22 protein-coding genes are annotated in these 25,151 nt (G+C 60.8%); 12 read left to right on the top strand and 10 right to left on the bottom strand.

Annotated elements, in window-relative coordinates; genetic code table 11:
- Positions 1 to 99: 99 nt before the first annotated feature.
- Complete coding sequence (gene yaaA, locus NTD89_RS27275; protein ID WP_145161274.1) at positions 100 to 879, bottom strand: peroxide stress protein YaaA; 780 nt, start codon at positions 877 to 879, stop codon at positions 100 to 102.
- A gap of 132 nt (positions 880 to 1,011) precedes the next feature.
- A complete protein-coding gene (locus tag NTD89_RS27270; RefSeq protein ID WP_262210629.1) occupies positions 1,012 to 1,971 on the bottom strand; it encodes a hypothetical protein in 960 nt (319 codons plus the stop codon).
- 150 nt (positions 1,972 to 2,121) lie between these two features.
- Here NTD89_RS27270 and NTD89_RS27265 point away from each other — a divergent pair, with 150 nt between their 5' ends.
- From NTD89_RS27265 to moaE, 6 genes are all read left to right on the top strand, one after another.
- Positions 2,122 to 3,246, top strand: a complete 1,125-nt coding sequence (locus NTD89_RS27265) for a polysaccharide deacetylase family protein (RefSeq protein WP_262210627.1) — start codon at positions 2,122 to 2,124, stop codon at positions 3,244 to 3,246.
- Positions 3,247 to 3,594: 348 nt separating this feature from the next.
- Positions 3,595 to 4,989: a PhoH family protein gene (locus NTD89_RS27260; RefSeq protein ID WP_053254513.1), complete on the top strand. Its 1,395-nt coding sequence runs from the start codon at positions 3,595 to 3,597 to the stop codon at positions 4,987 to 4,989.
- 315 nt (positions 4,990 to 5,304) lie between these two features.
- Positions 5,305 to 9,036, top strand: a complete 3,732-nt coding sequence (locus tag NTD89_RS27255; protein ID WP_262210626.1) for an autotransporter domain-containing protein — start codon at positions 5,305 to 5,307, stop codon at positions 9,034 to 9,036.
- Between the two features lie 116 nt (positions 9,037 to 9,152).
- Positions 9,153 to 9,626, top strand: a complete 474-nt coding sequence (moaC, locus tag NTD89_RS27250) for a cyclic pyranopterin monophosphate synthase MoaC (RefSeq protein ID WP_262210625.1) — start codon at positions 9,153 to 9,155, stop codon at positions 9,624 to 9,626.
- A complete protein-coding gene (gene moaD, locus NTD89_RS27245; protein WP_145161281.1) occupies positions 9,623 to 9,865 on the top strand; it encodes a molybdopterin converting factor subunit 1 in 243 nt (80 codons plus the stop codon). Before moaC ends, moaD begins: the two co-directional genes overlap by 4 nt.
- A 2-nt stretch (positions 9,866 to 9,867) precedes the next feature.
- Positions 9,868 to 10,317 carry a molybdopterin synthase catalytic subunit MoaE gene (moaE, locus tag NTD89_RS27240; RefSeq protein ID WP_262210624.1) on the top strand — a complete coding sequence of 150 codons (450 nt, stop codon included), beginning with the start codon at positions 9,868 to 9,870 and terminating at the stop codon, positions 10,315 to 10,317.
- A gap of 153 nt (positions 10,318 to 10,470) precedes the next feature.
- Here moaE and rhlB read toward each other — a convergent pair whose 3' ends face one another.
- Together rhlB and NTD89_RS27230 are read right to left on the bottom strand one after the other, a co-directional pair.
- Entirely contained in the window at positions 10,471 to 11,940 is a 1,470-nt protein-coding gene (rhlB, locus tag NTD89_RS27235; protein WP_262210623.1) for an ATP-dependent RNA helicase RhlB, read from the bottom strand.
- A 96-nt stretch (positions 11,941 to 12,036) separates the two neighbouring features.
- A complete protein-coding gene (locus NTD89_RS27230) occupies positions 12,037 to 12,693 on the bottom strand; it encodes an alpha/beta hydrolase (RefSeq protein WP_145161287.1) in 657 nt (218 codons plus the stop codon).
- Between the two features lie 347 nt (positions 12,694 to 13,040).
- Between NTD89_RS27230 and NTD89_RS27225 the strand changes: the two genes are divergently transcribed.
- The 4 genes from NTD89_RS27225 (at position 13,041) to NTD89_RS27210 (ending at position 17,210) form a co-directional block, all read left to right on the top strand.
- Positions 13,041 to 14,072 carry an amino acid ABC transporter substrate-binding protein gene (locus NTD89_RS27225; RefSeq protein WP_106579519.1) on the top strand — a complete coding sequence of 344 codons (1,032 nt, stop codon included), beginning with the start codon at positions 13,041 to 13,043 and terminating at the stop codon, positions 14,070 to 14,072.
- Positions 14,073 to 14,144: 72 nt separating this feature from the next.
- Positions 14,145 to 15,326, top strand: coding sequence for an amino acid ABC transporter permease (locus NTD89_RS27220; protein WP_145161289.1), 1,182 nt, complete (start codon positions 14,145 to 14,147; stop codon positions 15,324 to 15,326).
- A gap of 10 nt (positions 15,327 to 15,336) precedes the next feature.
- A complete protein-coding gene (locus NTD89_RS27215; protein ID WP_145161290.1) occupies positions 15,337 to 16,434 on the top strand; it encodes an amino acid ABC transporter permease in 1,098 nt (365 codons plus the stop codon).
- 11 nt (positions 16,435 to 16,445) lie between these two features.
- On the top strand, positions 16,446 to 17,210 hold the full coding sequence (locus NTD89_RS27210) for an amino acid ABC transporter ATP-binding protein (RefSeq protein WP_003171943.1): 765 nt from the start codon (positions 16,446 to 16,448) through the stop codon (positions 17,208 to 17,210).
- A 52-nt stretch (positions 17,211 to 17,262) separates the two neighbouring features.
- Here the strand turns inward: NTD89_RS27210 and NTD89_RS27205 are convergent, their stop codons facing one another.
- Together NTD89_RS27205 and NTD89_RS27200 are read right to left on the bottom strand one after the other, a co-directional pair.
- A complete protein-coding gene (locus NTD89_RS27205) occupies positions 17,263 to 17,751 on the bottom strand; it encodes a type II toxin-antitoxin system MqsA family antitoxin (protein WP_262210622.1) in 489 nt (162 codons plus the stop codon).
- Positions 17,748 to 18,059 (bottom strand): type II toxin-antitoxin system MqsR family toxin, encoded by a 312-nt coding sequence (locus NTD89_RS27200; RefSeq protein ID WP_145161294.1) that lies wholly within the window; start codon positions 18,057 to 18,059, stop codon positions 17,748 to 17,750. The genes NTD89_RS27205 and NTD89_RS27200 overlap by 4 nt, the downstream gene beginning before the upstream one ends.
- Before the next feature lie 159 nt (positions 18,060 to 18,218).
- On the opposite strand from NTD89_RS27200, the gene NTD89_RS27195 reads away from it, so the two are divergent.
- Both NTD89_RS27195 and NTD89_RS27190 read left to right on the top strand, forming a co-directional pair.
- Positions 18,219 to 18,878, top strand: coding sequence for a FadR/GntR family transcriptional regulator (locus NTD89_RS27195; protein WP_262210621.1), 660 nt, complete (start codon positions 18,219 to 18,221; stop codon positions 18,876 to 18,878).
- The gene (locus tag NTD89_RS27190) at positions 18,868 to 20,133 is read left to right on the top strand and encodes a CynX/NimT family MFS transporter (RefSeq protein ID WP_262210620.1); all 1,266 of its coding nucleotides are present in this window, start codon (positions 18,868 to 18,870) and stop codon (positions 20,131 to 20,133) included. Before NTD89_RS27195 ends, NTD89_RS27190 begins: the two co-directional genes overlap by 11 nt.
- An 83-nt stretch (positions 20,134 to 20,216) precedes the next feature.
- On the opposite strand, the gene NTD89_RS27185 is transcribed toward NTD89_RS27190, so the two are convergent.
- The 4 genes from NTD89_RS27185 to NTD89_RS27170 are packed head-to-tail and all read right to left on the bottom strand — an operon-like array spanning position 20,217 to position 25,099.
- Positions 20,217 to 20,837, bottom strand: a complete 621-nt coding sequence (locus NTD89_RS27185; protein WP_145161300.1) for a DUF1120 domain-containing protein — start codon at positions 20,835 to 20,837, stop codon at positions 20,217 to 20,219.
- 34 nt (positions 20,838 to 20,871) lie between these two features.
- Complete coding sequence (locus tag NTD89_RS27180; RefSeq protein WP_262210618.1) at positions 20,872 to 21,516, bottom strand: DUF1120 domain-containing protein; 645 nt, start codon at positions 21,514 to 21,516, stop codon at positions 20,872 to 20,874.
- A gap of 17 nt (positions 21,517 to 21,533) precedes the next feature.
- Positions 21,534 to 22,655, bottom strand: coding sequence for a DUF1120 domain-containing protein (locus NTD89_RS27175; RefSeq protein WP_262210616.1), 1,122 nt, complete (start codon positions 22,653 to 22,655; stop codon positions 21,534 to 21,536).
- A gap of 8 nt (positions 22,656 to 22,663) precedes the next feature.
- Positions 22,664 to 25,099 (bottom strand): fimbria/pilus outer membrane usher protein, encoded by a 2,436-nt coding sequence (locus tag NTD89_RS27170; RefSeq protein WP_262210614.1) that lies wholly within the window; start codon positions 25,097 to 25,099, stop codon positions 22,664 to 22,666.
- Positions 25,100 to 25,151: the final 52 nt, after the last annotated feature.

The following is a 25,151-nucleotide window of genomic DNA, read 5'->3' as shown; positions in this document are numbered from 1 at the left end:
CTTATTAACTTAACATTATACACTAAAAAAAAACCCCCCCCCCCCGCCACCCCAGCTCCCACATTGGTTTTTTAGCGATTGTGAGGGCTGTGCAGGGCCTTATTCCGGTGCGTGATCGCGCAGGAACACCAGGTTGTCCGGCTTGGACTGCTCGGCATTGAAGCGATAGCCCTGCAGATCGAACTGCTTGAGCTTGGCCGGATCGTTGATGCGCTCTTGGATCACAAAACGGCTCATCAGGCCCCGGGCTTTTTTGGCATAGAAGCTGATGATCTTGTACTGGCCGTTTTTCAGGTCCTTGAACTCGGTGTTGATGATCCGCGCGTTCAGGGCCGTGCGCTTGACCGCCGAGAAGTACTCGTTGGAGGCCAGGTTGAGCAGCACGTCATCGCCTTGTTCGGCAAGGGCTTCGTTGAGCCACTCGCTGATGCGGGTGCCCCAGAAGGCGTAGAGGTCCTTGCCGCGGGCGTTGGCCAGTTTGGTGCCCATCTCGAGGCGGTACGGCATCATCAGGTCCAGCGGGCGCAGCAGACCGTACAGGCCCGAGAGCATGCGCAGGTGGTCCTGGGCGTAGCTGAAGTCGGCGTCGCTGAAGGTTTCGGCGTTGAGGCCGGTGTAAACGTCGCCCTTGAAAGCCAGCAGGGCCTGCTTGGCGTTTTCCGGCGTGAAGGCTGGGGTCCAGCTGCCGAAGCGCGCCGCGTTGAGGCCGCCGATCTTGTCGGAGACGTGCATCAGGTCGCTGATTTGGGCAGGGCTCAGTTCACGCAGTTGTTCGATCAGCGCCTGGGAGTGGTCCAGGTATTGCGGCTGGGTGAAGCGCGGGGTGACCGGCTTGGACTCGAAGTCGAGGGTTTTGGCGGGGGAAATCACCATCAGCATGAAGTTGGCTCCTGTAATCGTGGGGGGATTCTAGGGGGTCGCGGGGTTTGACTCCACCTATGATGGTGATAGGCATTGCTTGTGATGCTTATGGTCTGGGAGGCACGCAGTCCAAGGACGTGTTACGCATCTTTAACTCTGCACGTAAAAGTAATAACGGTGAGGGACAATCAATTCTTCCTGACCTGTCGATTGGTTCATTTGAAAAGCGCCAAGGAAAAAGACGTAGATTTTGCTTGTCGCTAATGTTTGATTGGTAATCTTTGTTGCTAGCGCTTGGCCAGCATTGCTGGCATTGAGGATGGCCGAATTGATAATGACTACTTTGGGGGTAGCGTGCGGGGTTTGCTCTCTCAAGCGGATATGAAAATCGCCATTGGATAGCATCCCCGACGCGACAGAGGCTGTGTGTATCCTGGTTCCCACTGGAACCATTGTTTGCGTGTTTAGATAGTCGAAGGGGTAAAAAGCGGAAGCATAAGTTCCTCCGGGGTTCCAGCCGGCTTCCAGTGGTTGAGCTTTTCGGGTTTGCTGAGTGAGTTTGAGCCACTCTTTAGCGAACTTTTCAACCCGCTGAGACTGACTTTTGCTGGTGCCCGCACCGGTTCGGGAGTGTCCCTGGGTAGCGGTACCTGGCGTGTTCGTCTGGTTTGGGGAGGGAGGCTTTGAACCCCCTGTAGCGGGTGGGGTTCCGATGGGATCGACCCATACTGCCGGTATGTTGCTCTTATTAGGGTTGGCGCCCAGCGTCGGTGAAATGTTCGTAGGGGCAACAGTTGGTTGTTTGGGTTTGCGATCACAACCTGTAATGTGTTTTCCACGAAAATAGGAGGAGGGCGTTATTTTCCTGTCAAGCTTAGTGCGTGAAATGATGGTAATCCGAACGTTCACTCTGCAGCGAGGGTTGGCGCACTCAACCTTTATCGCGCTGTTCGCTTTTGCGGATGTCGAGTAGATCTTTTCGATGTCCTCAATTGAAACCAGATCTCCTGCTTGCCCCAGCTTTTCATGGCTCTTGGTCAGCCTTGCCTGTTCATGCATATTCAATAATCCTTTTGGCGTTTGAGTGAGCAGGTTTGATTCGATGCGCAAGCTAGAACACAAACCAGCAGTCAATGGACTTTACCGGGCGACTGAGAGTCTGCGCCATTTAAACGATAGCTTTGCTCAGGTTCTTGCAGTGCCTTGGGCGAGTGCCTGATCGGCTATAGTGCCCGACGACTCTGGAAAGGGAGACCCCGTGTGCGAATTGCGTTTTTACTGTCAGCTTGTTTGCTGTGCCTGGGCGCCCAGGCGGCGCCGGTTGACGTAGCCAGCCTGGACCGCACCACCTGGCCCGAAAAACTCAGCAGCCCCGCGCTGTTCGATGTCGCCTCACGCGCCGAAATCCTGATGTTCGCCCACAGCTTAATCGCCAGCGAAGCTCAGGACGAAGCCGCGCTCAAACAACGCCTGGGCCTGAAGATCATCAACCTGGCCGCCATCGACGACCTGCGCCGCCAGCTCTGGCAGCGCCTGCTGGAAAACTACACCTTCGCCCAACAAAGCTGCGAAGAAGACGCCTCATTCTGCTACCTGGTCGAAAGCATGGACGACCTGCGCGAGCAAGCCGGCAAATTCCAGGTCAGCGACAACTCCTTCTATATAGGCTGGGCCAACCCCAGCCACAATTTCCACGAACGCTACCTCGACGAACTGCTGCGCAAAGCCGCGCTGTTCCCACAAATCAGCAGTGAAGTCCTGCGTTTCGGCGACCACGAACGCAATGGCGATGAACTCAACGACCGCCTGTTCCTGCTGACCTTCGACGGCGGCCCTGCGCCGGTCAACGGCAATACCGACTGGCTCACCGACTACCTGCGCAAGCAAAAGATGAACGCCACCTTCTTCGCCCTCGGCAGCAGCCTGCAAACCCGCGTGGAGCGCAGTTCCGCCGCCGATGTGCAGGCGCTGTACCAAGGCCAGTGCGTAGGCACCCAGGGTTGGCAGTACCGGTCCCACAGCCATTGGGTCGACTGGCAAACCTCGATCACCCGCAGTGCCGCGCTGGCGCAGAACCTGATGCCGGAAAACTACGTGCCGCTGTTTCGCCCGCCCTATGGCCAGCGTCGCGCCGACAGCCAGGGCTTCTTCCAGGCGCAAGGTTTACAGGTGGCGTTGTGGGACATCGATTCCCAGGACGAACCGGGCAAGCTCAAGGCTGACGAGTCCGCGCAGCGAGTGCTGACATTGATGTTGCTGTGGCGCAAAGGCGTGATTGTGTTTCATGACACCCAGGACAAGGCACGGGTCGCTTTGCCGATGTTGCTGCAGGCAACGGCGCAAAGTGGGCTGGGTTGGCAGGACTGCCGGGAGGCGTTTCGCTGAAAAAGCGCAAGTGCCCGGCCCTGTTGGGGATGAGGCATTTTGGGGCTGATTTTGTGCGACATTTCGATGCAGGCGGACTTCCGACTTTAACGGGGTGGCTGGCACTCGGCTAGTGCTATTCGTCATCCTGAAAAATAAACTTCAAAAAAGCGTCAAAGTGCTTTTTCCTGTCATCGTTTTTGCGGTATTACGAAGTCAGATCGCCGAAACCTGCAACACAGGTGGCGTCTTCCAAGACTCCTCATGTGGGCACTGCACTTGACGTCACTGCGGTGCAGTCGGTGGTCGAATCGAGGCGCAGCACTGTTGTGGTATTGCGTCGACTGGCTCCCACAAAGGTGACCGAGTATGGATGATCATGGACGTAACCCTTCTTCCGACCAGCCAATCCTTTATGTGCTTGATACCAACGTATTGATTCACGATCCAAACGCACTGCTCAACTTCGAAGAACACCACGTCGCCATTCCCATGATCGTGCTTGAGGAGCTCGACAAACTCAAAAGTGGCCACCACAGCGTTGCCGCTGAATGCCGCCAGGCCATTCGCCTGATCGACAAAACCCTGGGTGAAGCCTCGCCTGAGGACGTTGAAGTCGGCGTGCCGATCCAGCGTGGCAAAAGCGGGCCCAAGGGCTTGTTGTCGATTCTGATGAACAAGCGCAGCGAGCCCAACAGCCTGCTGCCGGAAAACCTGAACGACAATAAAATCATCAACCAATTGATCGACCTGCACGCGCGTGACAAGGACTTGCGCCTGGTGCTGGTGACCAAAGACATCAATATGCGCCTCAAGGCACGAGCGTGTGGGATCGCTGCCGAGGACTACAGTACCGACCAGCTCGTCGACGACGTGTCGATGCTGTCGCGCGGTTATCACACCATGACCGGCTCGTTCTGGGACCGCGTCAGCAAGGTTGAAACCCGTCAGGACCACGGCCGCACCTGGCACCAGGTACAGCTGACCGATAACCTGCCGGCCGTGCATATCAATGAATTCATCATCGACGAACAGGGGTTTGTGGGCTGGATCAAAGAAATCCAGGTCGACAAACTGCTGATCCTCGACCTGCATCAGGAACCCCTGTTGCACCAGGAAGCCTGGGGCCTGAAACCGCGTGACATCTACCAGAGCCTGGCGCTGTATGCGCTGCTCGACCCGGACATTCACCTGGTCAACCTGACCGGCGCCGCAGGTTCGGGGAAAACCATCCTCGCCCTGGCCGCCGCCATCGAGCAGACCATGGTGACCAAGCGCTATCGCCGCATCATCGCCACCCGCAGTGTGCAGGGCCTGGACCAGGAAATTGGCTTCCTGCCCGGCACCGAAGCAGAAAAAATGGAGCCGTGGCTGGGCGCGATCACCGACAACCTCGAAGCCTTGCACATGGATGACGAAAACACCCATGGCAGCGTCGATTACATCCTCAGCAAAGTGCCGTTGCAGTTCAAATCCCTCAACTACATCCGAGGTCGCAGCTTCCAGCAAAGCCTGATTTTGATCGATGAATGCCAGAACCTCACGCCGCACCAGATGAAAACCATCATCACCCGTGCCGGCGCCGGCTCCAAAGTGGTGTGCCTGGGCAACCTGGCACAGATCGACACCCCTTACCTGTCCGCGACCAGCTCCGGGCTGACTTACCTGACGGAACGCTTCAAGGACTTCCCGAACGGCGTGCATATCGCGCTGCAAGGGGTGCCTCGTTCGATCCTGGCCGAGTACGCCGAGTCCCACCTGTAAAAACATAACCCTGTCGTAGTTGGTGGCTAAATGCCACGAACCGCCCCGGATTTCTCACGAAGTCCGGGGTTTTTGTTATGTGCGACATTTGCCTGCGATTTAGCGCCGTGGGTGCTTGTGGACTTTGTAATTATTTTGTTACATTTTTTCTCGCCGCAAAAACCATAAGAACACTGCGTGACCCCCGTCGGAAATCCACCTCATTGATTCGACGACGTTTTGAAGACCCGTGTGGGTTTTCTGCGTGACCCTGCCTATTACAAAAAGCCCGATACATCGCTCATTGACGACGCACATATCCAAAGGGAAAGGAACATGGAAGTAGCAGGTAATGGCTCCACTTTGTCTCAACGTAAACGCGCCTCAGGTTTCAGGTCGATACCTCTCACGCCCATCGCACTCGGCCTGGCCTTGTGGCTGGGGCAGGGCCCAATGGCCTGGGCAGATGACAGCAACCCTTACACCGCCCAGGTGTTGGAGTCGGCCTTCAGGAAAGCCGTGGCATCGTTTGGCCCCAACACCGATGTCTACAAGAACCTGCGCTTTGCTTACGCAGACATCGTCGATCTGGCCGCCAAGGACTTCGCCGCACAGTCCGGCAAGTTCGATTCAGCCCTCAAGCAAAACTACGAGCTGCAGCCCGAAAACCTGACCATCGGCGCCATGCTCGGCGACACCAAGCGCCCGCTGGATTACGCCTCGCGGTTGGATTACTACCGCAGCCGGCTCTTCAGCAACAGCGGACGTTACACCACCAATATTCTCGATTTTTCCAAGGCCATCCTCGCCAATCTGCCGGCTGCCAAGCCCTACACCTACGTAGAGCCGGGCGTCAGCAGCAACCTCAACGCGCAACTGAACGCCGGCCAGTCCTGGGCCGCCGCTACCCGTGACTGGAGCGCCAACGCGCAAACCTGGAAAACCCCCGAAGCCCAGGTCAACTCCGGCCTGGACCGCACCAACGCGTACTACGCCTATGCCTTGGGCATGACCGGCAAAGGCGTGAATGTGGGCGTGCTGGACTCGGGCATTCTCACCGAGCACTTCGAGTTCCAGGGCAAGAATGCCGAGGGCCAGGATCGCGTGCAGGCGGTGACGTCCACCGGCGAGTACTACGCCACACATCCGCGCTACCTCCACGACACCCCGGACGGCGAGTTTCAAAAAGGCGAGCACTTCAGTATTTCCGGTGAGTACGACCCGACCATCAACGACGGCCACGGTACGGAAATGTCCGGTGTACTCGGCGCCAGCCGCAACGGCACCGGCATGCATGGCATCGCGTTTGACGCGAACATTTTTGTCGCCAATACCGGCGGCACCGACGACAACCGCTTCCAGGGCTCCAACGATCTGGACTACAACGCGTTCATGGCCAGCTACAACGCGCTGGCCGCGAAGAATGTGTCGATCGTCAACCAGAGCTGGGGGCAAAACTCGCGCAACGACGTTGAAAACCACTTCGGCAATGTCGGCGACAGTGCGGCGGACAACTTGCGCGACATGAAGGCGGCCTATCGCCCGTTCTGGGACAAGGCCCACGCCGGGCAGAAAACCTGGATGGACGCCATGGCCGACGCGGCGCGGCAAAACACCTTTATCCAGATCATCTCGGCAGGTAACGACAGCCACGGCGCCAACCCGGACACCAACGCCAACCTGCCGTATTTCAAGCCGGACATCGAAGGCAAATTCCTCTCGATCACCGGTTACGATGAGACCAGCGCGCAGGTCTACAACCGATGCGGCACCTCCAAGTGGTGGTGCGTGATGGGCGTCTCGGGGATTCCGTCCACCGGGCCAGAAGGGGAAATCATCCCGAATGCCAACGGCACCTCGGCCGCCGCGCCGAGCGTGTCCGGGGCCTTGGCGTTGGTGATTCAGCGCTTTCCCTACATGACCGCCAGCCAGGCCCGGGATGTGCTGCTGACCACCTCCAGCCTGCAAGCGCCGGACGGCCCGGACACCCCGGTGGGTGACCTCACGGGTGGCCGCACCTACGACAACCTGCAGCCGGTGCACGATGCCGCGCCTGGCACCCCGCAAGTACCGGGCGTCGTCAGCGGTTGGGGCTTGCCCAACTTGCAAAAGGCCATGCAAGGGCCGGGGCAGTTCCTTGGTTCGGTGTCGGTAGCATTGCCCACCGGTACTCGCGATATCTGGGCCAACCCGATTTCCGATGAAGCCATTCGTGCCCGCCGTGTGGAAGACGCCACCGAGCAGGCGACCTGGACGGCCACCCAGCAACAAAAGGGTTGGCTCAACGGTTTGCCGGCGAATGCCTCTGACGATGATCAGTTTGAATACGAAATCGGCCATGCGCGCGAACAGGCAACGCTGGCACGCGGCAAAGACTTGCTCACCGGCAATACCTATGTCGGCAGTCTGGCCAAGTCCGGCGACGGCGAACTGGTGCTGGAAGGCCAGAACACTTACTCCGGCAGCACTTGGGTGCGCGGCGGCAAGCTGTCGGTGGACGGCGCGTTGACCTCGGCCGTGACGGTGGATGGCAGCGCCGTGGGCACAGTCAACGCCGATAACGGCGTGATGACCACGCTGGGCGGCACACTGGCCGGCAACGGCACGGTGGGTGCCTTGACCGTCAACAGCGGTGGCCGTGTGGCACCGGGTCACTCGATTGGCACGCTGCACACGGGCGACGTAACCTTCAACCCGGGCTCGGTGTATGCCGTCGAAGTCGGCCCCAACGGGCGAAGCGACCAGATCCAGAGCAGCGGCGTCGCCACCCTCAATGGCGGTGTGGTGACCGTGTCTTTGGAGAACAGCCCTAACCTGTTGTCCGCCACCGAGGCGCGCAGCCTGTTGGGCCAGCCGTTCAACATCCTCACCGCCACCCAGGGTATCAACGGACAGTTTGCGGCGATCTCGCCCAATTATCTGTTCATCGGGACTCAGCTGAATTACCAGCCTAACGCGCTGACCCTGGCCGTAGAACGCAACCAGACGACCTTTGCCAGCGTTGCGCAAACCCGTAACGAGCGCGCCGTGGCGACGGCGGCCGAGGCATTGGGCGCGGGTAGCCCAGTGTATGAAAGCCTGCTCGCTTCAGACTCGGCCGCCCAGGCGCAGGCTGCGTTCAAGCAACTGTCGGGGCAACTGCACTCGGATGTGGCGGCAGCGCACATGGCTGACAGCCGCTACCTTCGTGAGGCGGTCAACGGCCGTCTGCAACAGGCTCAGTCACTCGACTCCAGCGCGCAGATCGACGCCCGCGACAACGGCGGCTGGGTGCAACTGCTGGGCGGTCGCAATAACGTCAGCGGCGACAACAATGCCAGTGGCTACTCTTCGTCCACCAGCGGCGTGCTGCTGGGGCTGGACACCGAGGTTGGCGACGGCTGGCGTCTGGGCGCAGCGACCGGCTACACCCAGAGCCACCTCAATGGCGAGTCGGCTTCGGCGGACAGCGACAACTATCACCTGTCGGTGTACGGCGGCAAACGCTTCGACGCGATAGCGTTGCGCTTGGGCGGCGCCACCACCTGGCATCGTCTGGACACTTCGCGCCGCGTGGCTTACGCCAACCAGTCGGACTACGACAAGGCCGACTACAACGCGCGGACCGACCAGGTGTTTGCCGAGATCGGCTACACCCAATGGAACCTGTTCGAACCCTTCGCTAACCTGACGTACCTGAACTACCAGAGTGATTCGTTCAAGGAGAAGGGCGGCGCCGCCGCTTTGCATGCCAGCAAGCAAAGCCAGGACGCCACGCTGTCCACCCTGGGCCTGCGCGCGCATACCCAATTGCCGATCAGCTCGACCTCGGCCGTCACCTTGCGCGGCGAGCTGGGTTGGGAGCATCAGTTTGGCGATACCGATCGTGACGCCTCGCTGAAGTTTGCCGGCAGCGACGCCGCCTTCGCCGTCAACAGCGTGCCCGTGGCGCGTGATGGCGCGGTGATCAAGGCCAGCGCGGAAATGGCTTTGACCAAGGACACGCTGGTGTCCTTGAACTACAGCGGTTTGCTGTCCAACCGCGGTAACAACAACGGGATCAATGCCGGATTCACCTTCCGCTTCTAACCCGGTGTTGTCATGCATGGAGGGGCGCACTGCGCCCCTTTATTCATGGGATAAACAGCCCTGCGCAAATTTGACTCACGGGTTTACAATTGCCGCTCCTGATCAGGAGTATCCCTGTGCTGACTCATCTCGATTCCCAAGGTCGCGCCCACATGGTCGACGTCACCGACAAAGCCGTGACGTTCCGCGAGGCCGTGGCCGAAGCGCGGGTGCGCATGCTGCCCAACACCCTGAAAATGATTGTCGACGGCGCCCACCCCAAGGGCGACGTGTTTGCCGTGGCCCGTATTGCCGGGATCCAGGCGGCGAAAAAAACCAGTGATCTGATTCCGCTGTGCCACCCGCTGATGCTGACCGGTGTAAAGGTTGAGCTGCGCGCCGACGGCGTGGACGCCGTGCATATCCTTGCGCGCTGCAAGCTCAGCGGCCAGACCGGCGTAGAGATGGAGGCGCTGACCGCCGCCAGCGTCGCGGCGCTGACGATCTACGACATGTGCAAGGCAGTGGACCGCGGCATGACCATCGAAAGTATTCGCCTGCTGGAAAAGCTTGGCGGCAAAAGCGGGCATTTCAAGGCGGACCAGGCATGAGCATCAACGTATTGTTTTTTGCCCGCTACGCCGAGGCGGTGGGCTTTGATTCGCTGGAGATGGAGGGCGATTTCGCCACCGTCGATGCCGTGCGCCTCGCGTTGGCCAATGACCCGGCGTTTGCCGTGCTCAATGAGTCCAGCCTGATGTGTGCGCGTAACGAAGAGCTGTGTTCGCTGGATGAGCCGCTCGTCGAGGGTGACGAAGTGGCGTTTTTCCCGCCCGTGACCGGAGGCTGAACATGGCCATTCGCGTACAGGCCGAGGCGTTTGATCCGGGCTTGGAAGTCAATGCGATGCACGCAGCCAATGTCGGCGTGGGCGCGGTGGTGAGTTTTGTCGGCTATGTGCGCGACTTCAATGACGGTCGCGAGGTGTCGGGGATGTTCCTTGAGCACTATCCGGGCATGACCGAAAAAGCCTTGGCCAAGATCGCGGTCGAAGCCGAACAGCGCTGGCCGTTGCTCAAACTTGAGATATTGCACCGGATTGGCGCGCTTGAGCCGGGCGAGCCGATTGTGTTCGTGGCAGCCGCCAGCGCGCATCGCCAGGCCGCGTTTGATGCCTGTGCGTTTGTGATGGACTACCTGAAGACCCGGGCGCCGTTCTGGAAGAAGGAAAACACCCCTGAAGGGCCGCGCTGGGTGGAAGGGCGGGGCAGCGATCACGCGGCGGCGGATCGCTGGAAGTAAACACCTGACATAAAGGTGTAGGGAGATCTGAATGTGGGAGCGGTCTTGTGTGGGAGCTGGCTTGCCTGCGAAAGCATCACCGCGGTGTGACTGACTCACCGAGGTGTCTGCATCGCAGGCAAGCCAGCTCCCACATGTTTAATCGCATTCGGCTTACGGGCGTTTGCGTTCTACAGCGCGTAGCAAATGCGTCGGCGGCGTTTCGCAGCTGATCTTGCGGCCCAGCAACGTCTCGATCGAAGGCAGCTGATACGAGTCATCCTCGCCCGCAAAACTGATCGACACACCCGCAGCGCCGGCACGCCCGGTACGGCCGATACGGTGCACGTAGTCGTCCGGCACTTCCGGCAGGGTGAAGTTGATCACATGGCTGATGCCGTCGATGTGAATCCCGCGCCCGGCCACGTCGGTGGCCACCAGCACGCGAATCTTGCCTTCGCGAAAGCCTTCCAGGGTCTTGATGCGCTTGTGCTGCGGCACGTCGCCCGACAGTTGCGCGGCGTTGACGCCATCGCGTACCAGGCGTTCTTCGATGCGGCGCACTTCGTCCTTGCGGTTGGCAAACACCATCACGCGCTCCCAACCGTTGTCATTGATCAGGTTGTAAAGCAGTTTGTACTTGTCGGCGCCGGCCACGGCGTAGATGTGCTGTTCGACGTTTTCGCTGGCAACGTTCAGCGCCTCGATCTCGACGATGGACGGGTCGGTGGTCCACTGCTTGGCGAGGTTCATCACGTCTTCGGTGAAGGTCGCGGAGAACAGCAGCGTCTGGCGCTCGTTTTTCGGCGGGGTCTGACGAATGATCTGACGCACTTGCGGGATGAAGCCCATGTCGAGCATGCGGTCAGCTTCGTCCAGCACCATCACTTCGACCATGTCCAGGTGCACATCGCCACGCTGGTTGAAGTCGAGCAGGCGGCCCGGGGTGGCAACCAGGATGTCGCAATGGCGGGCTTCGAGGTGCTTGAGCTGCTTGTCGAAGTCCATGCCGCCCACAAACGTCATGACGTTGAGGCCGGTGTACTTGGTCAGGTCGGCGGCGTCCTTGGCGATCTGTACCACCAGCTCGCGGGTCGGCGCGATGATCAGTGCGCGCGGTTCACCCATGTAGCGCTCTTTGGGCGGCGGCGTCTGCAGCAACTGGGTGATGATCGAGATCAGGAACGCGGCGGTCTTGCCGGTGCCGGTCTGTGCACGGCCGATGGCGTCTTTGCCGGCGAGGGTGAAACCCAGCACTTGGGCCTGGATCGGCGTGCAGTACGGGAAACCCAGGTCCTGGATGGCGTGCATCAGTTCCGGAGCCAGTTTGAAATCGTGGAAGCGGGTTTTGCCTTCCTGCGGCTCGACGACGAAGTCTTCAAGTTTCCACGGGATCACAGGCGCTTTGGGCGCGCGTTCGCGGCGGGGTGCCTTGGGCGCAGGTGCAGGCTCGGCCTCGGCGGATTTTGCCAGTTCAGGCGCGATCACCGGTGGCTTCTTCGGTGAGGCAACAGGTGCGGTCCGGTCTGGCTGTTTACCGTCATTGCGGCTGCCGGATGAGGGGACAGGAGCACTGGGAACAGGCGCGAGCGGCTCAGCCTCGCTTTTGCCGAACATCTTCTTAAGTGCTTTGAGCACGGTCATCTCATTAATTGGTTAAGGAATGTACGCCGGCCAGTGTAATGCAAGAATCGGGCGCGGCGTAGTGCGTTGGTCACACGGCTACATAATGTGCGGTTTTCAGCCCAGGCGAGCGGTCAGCCAGGTTCCGATGTCGTGTATCTCCTGGGGTAACACTTCGTGCCCCATTGGGTATTCCTGCCATGTCACGGTGACACCACGGCTCTTCAAATGCTCGTAGGCGCTGCGGCCCATGGCGTTCTGCACCACATCATCGTACTGGCCGTGCAGGCACAGCGCGGGAATGCGTTGTTGGCTGGCGGACAATTGCAGCTCATCGCCAAAGGTGGGGGCGTAGGTGGAGAGGGCAATGACGCCGCCCAGCGGGCCCTGCCATCTAAGGAAGGCGGTGTGGAATACCACGGCGCCACCCTGGGAAAACCCGGCAAGGAAAATACGCGAGGCGTCTATTCCGGTTCTCTTCTGCTCCTCGATCAGGTCCGTGACCATGGTGGTGGATGCTTCCAGCTCTTGCAGGCTGATCGAACGGGCCGGGCTCATGGCCTTGATGTCGTACCAACTGGGCATCTCGTAGCCGCCATTGATGGTCACCGCACGCGTCGGCGCCTGAGGCAATACAAAGCGCGTGGTCAACAATGTTTCCTGCAGCGCCTCGGCCACCGGCAGGAAGTCGTAGCGATCGGCACCCAGGCCATGCAACCAGATTACGCAGGCGTCTGCGGGCTTGGCGGGCTGAAGAATCAAGGGTTCGGTCATGTCTGCTCCATTAATGTGCGTGCGCTCCGATTGGGTGCGTCGGAACGGTGCGTGATGGGTTGATCTGTTAAGAGAATGTCGCAAGGTTGAATCTTTTCCTATTGACCATGGGCTGAAACGACTCAGCCATCACTCTGGTACGGGCCTTGCTATGTGTAGGTCGATGTCAGGACTAACTCACGACGGTAACACTATCAGTGACTGCCGCTTGTGGGATAGCAACTGGAATTACTGCGACAACTTCATGCCGCTTGACCCTAAAAAAAGCCAACACGGGTCGATATCGCCTCATAAGGGTGCGCTGAGGTTCGAGCTCCGACACAACAAGAGCAAAACTGGAGGTTTGAATGAAGGTATTGAAATCCACCCTGGCCATCGTGTGCGCGGCCGCCGTATTGGGTGTCAGTGGTTTCGCCCAAGCCGGCGCAACCCTGGACGCTGTGCAGAAGAAAGGCTTCGTGCAATGTGGCGTGAGTGACGGCCTGCCGGGTTTCTCGGTGCCGGATGCCAGCGGCAAGATCCTGGGGATCGACGCTGACGTGTGCCGCGCTGTGGCAGCTGCCGTTTTCGGTGATGCGACCAAGGTCAAATTCAGCCAGTTGAACGCCAAGGAGCGTTTCACCGCGCTTCAATCCGGCGAAGTCGACATCCTGTCGCGCAACACCACCATGACCAGCTCTCGCGATGCCGGCATGGGCCTGAAATTCCCGGGCTTCATCACCTACTACGACGGTGTTGGCTTCCTGGTTAACAACAAGCTCGGCGTGAAAAGTGCCAAGGAACTGGACGGTGCAACCATCTGCATCCAGGCCGGTACCACCACTGAGCTGAACGTGTCCGACTACTTCCGCGCCAACAACCTCAAGTACACCCCGATCACCTTCGACACCTCCGATGAAAGCGCCAAGTCGCTGGAATCCGGTCGTTGCGACGTGCTGACCTCCGACAAGTCCCAGCTCTACGCACAGCGCAGCAAGCTGGCCTCGCCGAAAGACTACGTGGTGCTGCCGGAAACCATTTCCAAAGAACCACTGGGCCCTGTCGTGCGTAACGGCGACGACGAGTGGCTGGCCATCGTGCGCTGGGTTGGCTACGCCATGCTCAACGCTGAAGAAGCCGGTATCACCTCGAAAAACGTCGAAGCTGAAGCCAAGTCCACCAAGAACCCGGACGTTGCCCGTCTGCTGGGTGCTGACGGCGAATACGGCAAAGACCTGAAAGTGAAGAAAGATTGGGTTGTACAGATCGTCAAGCAGGTCGGTAACTACGGTGAAGTGTTCGAGAAAAACCTCGGCAAAAGCACACCACTGGAAATCGACCGTGGCTTGAACGCACTGTGGACCAACGGTGGCATTCAATACGCACCCCCTGTGCGCTGATCGTTGATGGTTCTATCACCCGGTGGGCCAACCACCGGGTGATGTTCTGTTCCATTATTTGCGGGGCACTTCATGCAAAATCAAATCGGCGCACCCAAGCAGAAGCTCAGCTTCAGCGACCCTAAAGTGCGTGCGTGGCTCTTCCAGATCATCACGATTGTGGCGGTCGTCGCGCTGGGCTGGTACCTCTTCAACAATACGCAGACCAACCTTCAACACCGGGGCATTACCTCGGGGTTCGACTTTCTTGAGCGCAGTGCCGGCTTCGGCATCGCTCAGCACTTGATCGACTACACCGAATCGGACAGCTATGCCCGCGTCTTTGTGATCGGCCTGCTCAACACCTTGCTGGTGACCGTGATCGGTGTGGTCCTGGCGACCCTGCTCGGCTTTATCATCGGCGTGGCGCGTTTGTCGCCCAACTGGATGATCAACAAACTGGCGACGGTGTATGTGGAAGTATTCCGCAACATCCCACCGCTGCTGCAGATCCTGTTCTGGTACTTCGCGGTGTTCCTGACCATGCCGGGGCCGCGCAACAGCCATAACTTTGGTGACACGTTCTTTGTCAGCAGCCGTGGCCTGAACATGCCGGCAGCGATTGCCGCCGACGGTTTCTGGCCGTTTGTGGTCAGCGTCGTTGTCGCCATTGTGGCAATCGTGCTGATGGCTCGCTGGGCCAACAAGCGCTTTGAAGCCACCGGCGTTCCCTTCCATAAGTTCTGGGCGGGTCTGGCGTTGTTCATTCTGATCCCGACGCTGTGCGCCCTGATCTTCGGCGCGCCACTGCACTGGGAAATGCCCAAGCTGCAAGGCTTCAACTTCGTGGGCGGCTGGGTACTGATCCCCGAACTGCTGGCATTGACCCTGGCGCTTACCGTCTACACGGCGGCGTTTATTGCCGAGATCGTGCGTTCGGGCATCAAGTCCGTCAGCCACGGCCAGACCGAAGCCGCGCGCTCCCTGGGCCTGCGCCCTGGGCCGACGCTGCGCAAGGTCATCATTCCGCAAGCCCTGCGGGTGATCATTCCGCCGCTGACCAGCCAATACCTGAACCTGGCGAAGAACTCGTCGTTGGCCGCCGGTATCGGCTACCCGGAAATGGTGTCGCTGTTTGCCGGTACGGTGCTCAACCAGACCGGCCAGGCCATCGAGGTTATTGCCATCACCATGAGCGTGTACCTGGCGATCAGCATCAGCATTTCCCTGCTGATGAACTGGTACAACAAGCGCATTGCGCTGATCGAGCGGTGAGGAAACGCACATGACTTCGCATACTTTCAAACCTGATATGCCGCCGCCGAACAAAGTCTTCGGGCCGATGGCATGGATGCGCGCCAACCTGTTTTCCAGCTGGCTGAACACCTTGCTGACCTTGTTGGCGTTTTACCTGATCTACCTGATCGTGCCGCCGATCCTGCACTGGGCCATTCTTGACGCGAACTGGGTCGGGACCACGCGCGCCGACTGCACCAAAGAGGGCGCCTGCTGGGTGTTTATCCAACAGCGCTTCGGGCAGTTCATGTACGGCTACTACCCCGGCGACCTGCGCTGGCGCGTGGACCTGACCGTGTGGCTGGCCATCGTAGGCGTGGCGCCGTTGTTCATCTCGCGTTTTCAACGCAAGGCGGTCTACGGCCTGAGCTTTCTGGTGCTGTACCCGATCATTGCGTACTTCCTGCTGCACGGCGGCGTCTTCGGCCTGACCAACGTAGCCACCAGCCAGTGGGGCGGCCTGATGCTGACCCTGGTCATCGCCACGGTCGGTATTGCCGGCGCCTTGCCGCTAGGCATTGTGCTGGCGTTGGGGCGGCGTTCGAACATGCCGGCGATTCGAGTGGTCTGCGTGACCTTCATCGAGTTCTGGCGCGGCGTGCCGTTGATCACCGTGCTGTTCATGTCCTCGGTGATGCTGCCGCTGTTCCTGCCTGAAGGCATGGGCATCGACAAACTGCTGCGGGCGCTGATCGGCGTGATCCTGTTCCAGTCGGCCTACGTGGCGGAAGTGGTGCGGGGTGGTTTGCAGGCGATTCCCAAGGGGCAGTACGAAGCCGCTGCGGCGATGGGCCTGGGTTACTGGCGCAGCATGGGCCTGGTGATTTTGCCGCAGGCCTTGAAGCTGGTGATTCCCGGTATCGTCAACACGTTTATTGCGCTGTTCAAGGACACCAGCCTTGTGATCATCATCGGCCTGTTCGACCTGCTCAACAGCGTCAAGCAAGCCGCCGCCGACCCGAAATGGTTGGGCATGGCCACTGAAGGCTACGTGTTCGCCGCCCTGGTGTTCTGGATTTTCTGTTTTGGTATGTCGCGCTATTCCATTCATTTGGAACACAAGCTCGACACAGGCCACAAGCGTTAGGAGTTGTTGTTATGAGCGAAGCGATCAAACAGCCTGTGAGCCCTGAAGGCATTATCCAGATGCAGGGCGTCAACAAGTGGTACGGCCAGTTCCATGTGTTGAAAGACATCAACCTCAACGTCAAGCAGGGCGAGCGTATCGTGCTGTGCGGCCCGTCGGGTTCGGGCAAGTCCACCACCATCCGCTGCCTCAACCGTCTGGAAGAGCATCAGCAAGGGCGCATCGTGGTCGATGGCGTGGAACTGACCAACGACCTCAAGCAGATCGAAGCGATCCGCCGCGAAGTCGGCATGGTGTTCCAGCACTTCAACCTGTTCCCGCACCTGACCATCCTGCAGAACTGCACGCTGGCGCCGATGTGGGTGCGCAAGATGCCCAAGCGCAAGGCCGAAGAAATTGCCATGCACTACCTGGAGCGCGTACGCATTCCGGAGCAGGCCCACAAGTTTCCGGGGCAACTGTCCGGCGGCCAGCAACAGCGCGTGGCGATTGCCCGTGCGCTGTGCATGAAGCCGAAAATCATGCTGTTCGATGAGCCAACGTCGGCACTGGATCCGGAAATGGTGAAAGAGGTGCTGGACACCATGATCGGCCTGGCCGAAGACGGCATGACCATGTTGTGCGTAACCCACGAAATGGGTTTTGCGCGCACCGTGGCCAATCGCGTGATCTTCATGGACAAGGGCGAGATCGTCGAACAGGCGGCGCCGAATGACTTCTTCGACAACCCGCAGAATGATCGGACCAAGTTGTTCTTGAGCCAGATTTTGCATTGATCGCTGCTTGAAACGATAAACCCGGCCTGGTGCCGGGTTTATTTTTGCCTGTCTAGGAGGCCTTGAGGGCTTCCCGCGTTTCGTTGTTGAGGCTGTAAGTGAAGGCGTTGCGCAGGTCTGCGCCTTCGGCCAGTTCGGTGGCGTCGGTGAGCAAGTGGGGGTAACGATCCAGCAGGCGCATCAGTACCATCAACGGTTTTGGCGGCGTAATTTCGCCGCGTTCGTAGCGTGAGAGTGCGTTGTGCCCGCCACCGGAAAGCACCGCTACGGTTTGTTTTTGCGTGAGGTGCAGCTTGCGGCGGATACGCTTTAATTCGGCGCCCATCATGCGCCGGGCGGCGTGGAGCAGATCATCACCGGCCTTGGCATGGCGTTCGCAGCTATCGGGGTCATACATGCCGTCTTCGCACACCTGGCATTCCCAGCCCGAGAGATCATCAATGCGCCGCTCCATACCTTTTATGCACAGGGTTTCGCTGCGGCCTTCAAAGCGTGTCATGGCGTCGGGGGCGCCACAGATATAGCAATGTTGGGTGTTCATGGGTTCATCCCTTTGAAGGAGATCACCGGTGGGTTACTGCCGGAGCAGTAAGTGACCTTGATGTAAATCTCCAGACCATGTGAATGGATGTGGTAGACGTCATGCCAGACGCGGTGATCGGCATAGGTGGTCATCGATTTGTACAACATCCTGTTGTGCAGTTTGAAAACGATCGCTTGCATCTCAGTGAGATCAAGGTCGAGAGCCTCTGCGGTTCTCTTTGCCGCCCGTGTGAAAGCCTTGGCACCAAGCCGCCTCACATCCGCCTTTATCACCGCCAGATCGTAATGAGGTGTGTACTTTTCCATAAGACACCTGAGTCCAATAATTACCCTATATGGGTAATTTTACTAATCGAAAATTCAGTTCTTTTTGCCGCTTACGAACCCTAGTGCGTTGCCTTTGTAGGCAAGTCTGAATAGGCTGTAGGAAAATTCATCCTATGATTGGACGAAAGCGCAAAATCCATGACAGACATCGCCCCTCTGATCAAACGTTCCCTGGTTGACCAAGCCCTGGAGCAACTGCGTCGACGCATCACTGAAGGCAAATGGGCCATCGGCGAGCGCCTGCCCACCGAGCCTGAGCTGTCCGCCGAGCTGGGCATCAGCCGCAATACCGTGCGCGAGGCCATGCGTGTATTGGCGTTTTGCGGCTTGATCGAAATTCGCCAGGGCGACGGCAGTTATTTGCGCTCGATGACCGACCCGCTGGGCGCAATGCGGGCGTTGTCCCATTGCACCCTGGAGCAGGCGCAGGAGACCCGGCAGATTCTCGAAGTGGAGGCCATCGGGCTTGCGGCGTTGCGCCGTACCGAGGCTGATCTGAGTGCGTTGCGCGACGCACTCAAGGCCAGCGCCGAGCTGTACCACGGCGACCTGGAGGCTTATATCAGCGCCGATCTGGTGTTCCACAAACACTTGGTGGACGCGGCGCACAACCCGGCGCTGAGCGAGCTGTACCAGTACTTCTCTGCCATCGTCGCCGCCCAGTTACGCCAGACCCTGAACATCTCACCGCGTCGTCAGGCCGTGTTTGACCTGCATATCGCCTTGCTCGACGCCGTGGAACAGCAAGATCCGGAACGCGCCAAATCTATCTGCCGGCAGTTGATCAATGAACCTTGAAACCAAACGCCCGACTGAACTCGAAGAATTATTAATCGACGCCGAAGCCGATGACGACGTGGTGCAGCACACCCCGCCGGTCGTCGCGCGGCCGTGGCTGTTACTGCTGGGCCTGATTCTGGTGGCACTGAACCTGCGCCCGGCATTGTCGAGCATGTCGCCGCTGCTGGCTGACGTCTCCCAGAGCCTGGGGTTGTCGGCAGCCAAGGCCGGTTTGCTGACCACCTTGCCGGTGCTGTGCCTGGGCCTGTTCGCACCGATGGCGCCGATCCTGGCGCGGCGCTTCGGTGCCGAGCGCGTGGTGCTGGGGATTCTGTTGACGTTGGCTGCCGGGATCATTTTGCGCAGTGCCTTCGGCGAGGTCGGGCTGTTCGCCGGTAGCCTGATTGCCGGTGCAAGTATTGGCATCATCGGCGTGCTGCTGCCGGGCATCGTCAAGCGTGATTTCGCCAAACAGGCCGGCACCATGACCGGCGTGTACACCATGGCGCTGTGCCTGGGCGCCGCATTGGCTGCCGGCTCGACGGTGCCGCTGAGCAAGCATTTCGGTGACAGCTGGAGCATCGGCCTGGGCTTCTGGATTCTGCCAGCGCTGGTGGCGGCGGCGTTCTGGTTGCCACAGGTCGGGCAAAAACACGGTGCCCATCAAGTTGCGTATCGCGTGAAGGGGCTGCTGCGGGATCCGCTGGCCTGGCAGGTAACGGTGTACATGGGCCTGCAATCGTCGCTGGCCTATATCGTGTTCGGTTGGTTGCCATCGATTCTGATCGGCCGCGGCCTTAGCGCGACCCAGGCGGGCCTGGTGCTGTCCGGCTCGGTCATCGTGCAGTTGGCCAGTTCCCTCGCCGCACCTTGGCTGGCCACGCGCGGCAAGGACCAGCGGCTGGCGATTGTGGTGGTGATGCTGTTGACCCTCGGCGGCTTGTTCGGCTGCCTGTACGCGCCCCTTGATGGCCTGTGGGGCTGGGCGATCCTGTTGGGCCTCGGCCAGGGAGGCACTTTCAGCCTGGCGCTGACCTTGATCGTGCTGCGCTCGCGCGACTCACATGTCGCGGCCAACCTGTCGAGCATGGCCCAGGGCTTTGGCTACACCCTGGCATCCCTCGGGCCGTTCGCGGTTGGGCTGGTGCATGACTGGACGGGCGGCTGGACAGCCGTAGGCTGGATCTTTGCCGTGATCGGCGTGGGCGCCATCGTCGCCGGGTTGGGCGCGGGCCGTGCGGTGTACGTGGGCGTGCGCAGCGAGAAGGTATAGCGAGATAGCCTGTGAGGAGCAGTAAACCTGCTCCCGTGCCAGGCAAGCTTGGGCGCCACCCCAAGCCCTGCGCTTTTCAGGCGTTACAGGTACCGCATTTCCAGGGTGGCCGAACCGTCGATGGGCACTTCGTTACTCAGGTCCATCCCGTCGGTGCGGTTGATGAGGGTTTGCACCTCCAGGTCGGCGACCAGGTCTTTGGTCGGCAGCGGTTGGCTGGCGTCGTTCATGGCGGCGATGGACATGTACAGGCCCGGATCGAGGAACCTTTCCTTGTTCCACGAACTTCCCTGGTCAGTGGAGCCAATGGTCTGCACCGGCACATTGTCGGCGAGCGGGTTACTCAGCATCAAAACGTAATGCCCAAGCTTCTGATCGCCATTGATCAAGCCCAGGCCGTAGTCGCTGGGGTTGTCGGTTGAGCCGACGCGGTTATCCACGCCATACAGGGCGAATGCCGTTGCGGCCTCACAGGTGACGGTCAGGCTCAGCGTATGGTTGCCGATGATGGTGTATTTGGCCGGGTTCAGGTCCTTGGCGGAAATCTTGCCGTGGTCGATCACCCCACCATTGGACAGGCTCGGCGTGCACGCGCTGGGCGTGATCAGGCCCTTGACGGTCAGCTCGGCAGTGGATGCCGCCGAAGCGCCTGTGGAAGTGGCCAGTAATAGCGCAGTGGTCAAGACAGGGAAAAGCTTGTTCATTTAGCGGGTACTCCTAGGGTTGAAAAAGGTGGTGTTACAGATAAGTCACTTCCAGGGTGGCGGAGCCATCCATGCGAATGTCGGTGCTCAAGTCCAGGTTCTGCTTGGCGTTGATCACTGCTTCCAGGGTCAGTGTGCTGTTCAGGGTCTGGATGCCGGAGGGGCCCGCGGTGCTGCCTTCCAAATCGGTAAAACCCAGCAGGCTTTTGGCGCCGATGTCGATTGGGTTGCGGTTGGAGGTGCGCCAGGCCACGCCGCCGGTGGTGGACTCGGTGCCGTAGATGTACGGCACGGCATCGGCCACGGTCTGCTTGGGGTCGAACTTGACCGAGTACACACCGACCTTGTTGCCGCTGCCGTCCAGGCCCAACCCATAGTAAATCTCGCTGTTGACGTGCGCCGTGCCGTCGCGGTTGTCGCGCATGCGCAAGGCGTAGCGGGCGGCGCCGTTGCACGTGACGGTCAGGTTCAGGGACTTGAGCGGCAGCCGTGTGCCGGTTGTGAGGTTAAGGTCTTGCTGGGAGATTTTGCCGAAGTCGACCAACCCTGCGGCTGACAGGGTTGGCGTGCAGGCCATCGGCGTAATCAGCCCATCGACCCTCAGCTCTACGCTGGAAGCGGCGAGGCTCAGCGGGTTGAAGAAGATAAAGGGCGCGAGAATCAGATATCGAAGGGTCATGAGGGGTCCGGGAGCGCTTACAGGTAGGTGATTTCGAGCGTGGCCGAACCGTCGAGCCGAACCTCAGTGCTCAGGTCCAGGCTGTCGAGTGGTGCAACAAATGCCTGCAGGCTCAGTAAAGCGCTCAGGTTTTGCAGGGCCTCGGGGCCCTGGGTGCTGCCGGCCGCCGGGGTAAACCCCAGAAGGCTGCGTGCGCCAACGTCGATGGGACTGCTGTTGGCAATGCTCCAGGCCGAGCCGCCCGTGGTGGAGTCGGTGCGATACACCTGGGAGAAGCTGTCGGCGCTGACCTGGGCAGGGTCGACCGTCAGGTAGTAGCGCCCGATTTTCTGCCCGCGTGTATCCACGCCCAAGCCATAGGCGGTTTCATCCAGGCCGCCGGTGGCGGAGCCGTCGCGGTTGTCTTTCATGACCAGGGCAAACGGGGTCGGCCCGTCACAGGCCACCGTGAGCGTCAGCGGCCGGGCCGGCAGGCGTGTGTCCTGATCGTGGCTCAAGTCGTTGATCGACAGCTTGCCAAAGCTCACCGTCCCCCCGTTGGACAGCCCGGGCGTGCAGGCCGCCGGCGCAAAGTGCGCTTGCAGGCGCAGCGCCTGCGAGCGCCCGGAGGCGGCAGCCTCGATCCGTCCGGTGGTGTCCCAGGTGACAGCATCGCGCACAGGCGTCGCGCGCTCCTCGGCATAGGCACTGACTGCCAGTTGCAGGGAGAAACTGCGGCCATGCGCGGGCAGGCCGTTGAGCATCGGTACCATGCCATGCTCGGGGCGCCAGTCCAGGGACTGGGCGCTGGCAATCGGCGGCTGGCCGCTGGCCGCCAGCAAACCCAGCGCTACAGCGCGGCCGTCCAGCAGGCCACCGTGTACGTGCACGCGGTAGCTGCCGCCCTGGGTGAAGCGCAAACGCTCGGCGCTGGCGGCCAGGCCGCGGTAGAACACGCTGAGGTCGCTGGTCTGCGGGCAGTCCAGGGTCATGCTCAGGCGCCGTTCACCCAGCAGTCGTTCAGGGCCGTGTGCCGGGTCAATGGTGCGACGAATCGAGCCAAAATCCAGCAGCGACTCACTCACGTCCAGTCGGCAATCGTTCTGGGCCTGGGCGGTGCCCGTCAGTAGCAGGGCGGCGAGGCAGTAATGACGTTTCACGAGAGTCCTCACAGGGTCAGGCAACGGGCGGGTGCGGTTTCGAAATACACGTCGGGGTCGGCCTTTTGCGGCAGCTCAAAACGCAGGGCGCAACGCGGCTGCCCAGGGCCCTTGATCCATAGCGGGCGAGGGTCGAGCACATTGGGCAGGAATACCTGGTTGCCCTCCTGCACCAGCGTGACGAACTCGCCGCCGTCGGTGGTGACCGTCGCGCCACGTGGCACCGGCCGGTCAAGGGTCAGCAAGGCCCGACGTGTCAGGGCGACGCCGAACTCAAGCCGGTCGACGGCGCCGCGCCCTGCCGACACCACGGCCAGGCCATTGCTGATGTCGGCATTGCGCGGCAACGAGCGCGTCTGCACTTCCACCGGGCTACGGCCATAGGCGCTGATCTGCGGCACCACGGCCTGGCCTTGCCAGTCGGTCCACACCGGACCACTTGGCGTACTGACTTTGATGCCGGACATCTGGCCCACCGACAGCAGCGCAAACGTGTCGCGCACCGGGTAGGGCGACAAGGTCACGCCGTCGCCATGCACCACCACGCCGCCGCGCGCGCCGCCCTGGTAGCTGGAACGCGCGTCGCTGGAGCGGCTGTAGTTGAAGTCCAGCTGGCTGTAGAACGGCAGGGCGGAAACCCCGAGGGACGACTCGACCTCGCGGTCGCGGCTGTCATGTTCAACGCCCACCCGATAGGCCAGTTGGTCGTTGAGCGGTTCGTTGACGCCGATACCGATGCGGTGCTCGCCCCCGGAGTTACGCACCCAGGTGCGGCCTCGACGGTTCTCGCCCAAGGGCAGGCTGAGGTTCAGGTACAGGCTGTCATCGTTGTAACGGCGGCCGCCCATCTGCCATTCGGCGGTGGCGGACAGCGAGACGCCGCCCACTTGCGTGCCCCACGACGCCAGTGCCCGGCTGCTGCTGTCGCCGGCAAACGAGGCGGCGCGCGACACGCCGAGGCTGAATGCTCCCAGCCATGGATGCGCCCAGGAGACCGTGGCGCTTTGCTGATCGCGGTAGCGTGAGCGCTGCTGCTCGCGGGTATGGGCGGCGTAGGTCGATTCGGTGAGGTCGCGATAGCCCTCGCTGCGCCAGGCATTGGCGGCGCTGATGGCCCAGCGTTCACCCACTTGCTGAGACCACGAGAGGTCCACCTGCACGCCGCGCGCTTGCGCCTGGCGAGTTGCCTCGGCGACCACCACAGCCCCTTGCAACTGGCTGTTCTGCCAGGGCAGCACACCCAGGTTGGCACCGGCCGAGCGATAGTCTTCGGCCGCCAGCAGGCCGCTGCCCAGGGTGATCAGTGGGTGGACTGCAGCCGTCCACCCGGCGCTGACCACCCAGGGTTCGGCGCCATTGCTGTCGCCGAGGTTGCGCACCGTGCCTGCGGCCACGGCGTAACCCGGTGCCGGCAGACCCAGGCCCAGCATCGCCGCCGGCACGCTGAAGCGCCGTTCTTCGCCGGAGGCTTCCTTGACCGTCACTTCCACATCGGAGCGCCCGTTCAGGCGCGGCACATGGCTCAGGGAAAACGGCCCCGCGGGAACCACTGTGGAGTGAACCAACGCACCGTTTTGCCGCACCTCTACCTGGGCCGGGCCGTTGGCGATGCCATCGATCGTCGCGCCCTGATCCTGGTCTTGCAGCGCCTGCTCGGTGAGCACTTGCACGCCGGTGATCGGGGCTCCCGCCAGCACCGGGTTGTAGAGGTTGATCTGCCCGGCCTGCAACACCGCCTGCTGGCGGGCAAAGGTCCGTTGGGCGTAGGCGTCCAGGTGGTTGCTGCGCGAGACGCCGTCCTGCCAGGTCTGTACCTGGCGGCTGCGCACGATCCAGTCGCCGGCGTTAAAGCCGACTTCGGTGTTGGCCGAGCCGAACCGGCTGCTGCTGTCGCCGAACTCGTTGTGCAGGCCGGTCACATCGTAGTTGAGCAAGGCTGCGAAACCGCCGGTGCTGTAGCCGGAAACGTCCTGTGGCGCAACGCGCAACGCCTGCGTGGGCACTACCAGTGACAGAGCCAGGCTGGCCGGGTCGGATTCGATCACCGTCTGGGGGTAGTGCTCGACAAAGGCGTGGCAGGCGTCAACGCGGCGTGGCGGCGCGACCAACTGACCGGCTTGCAACAAGGCGGCGTCAAAGCACAATGCGCCGTGGTCATCGAAGCTGACGTCGACCCGACCGCGCCGTTGGCCGTTGACCTCCAGGTTGACGGCGTGGCGGCCGCGGGTAAAGCGCGGCGTGTCCAGCAGCAGGCTGGCCAGTTGCGGGTCGATGCCACGCTGGTGCAGGGTCTGGTGGTCGAACGAACCGGTTGACGGCGCGTCGCCTGCCCAGGCCTGTTCGGCCAGCAGCAGATGGCTGAGCGCCCATGCGATGCCGCCCAGTTGCACGAGTGACGGGCGCGGCATAACGCCGGACAGGGCTTCGCCGTCACGGTAATTCATGACTGTGTTCACACAATTACACTCGTTTGATGGAAGCCCGAGGCGAGGTTTT

The sequence above is a fragment of the Pseudomonas sp. 14P_5.3_Bac1 genome (assembly GCF_025466135.1).
Taxonomy (GTDB): domain Bacteria; phylum Pseudomonadota; class Gammaproteobacteria; order Pseudomonadales; family Pseudomonadaceae; genus Aquipseudomonas.
This window is presented reverse-complemented; position numbering and strand designations above follow the sequence as displayed.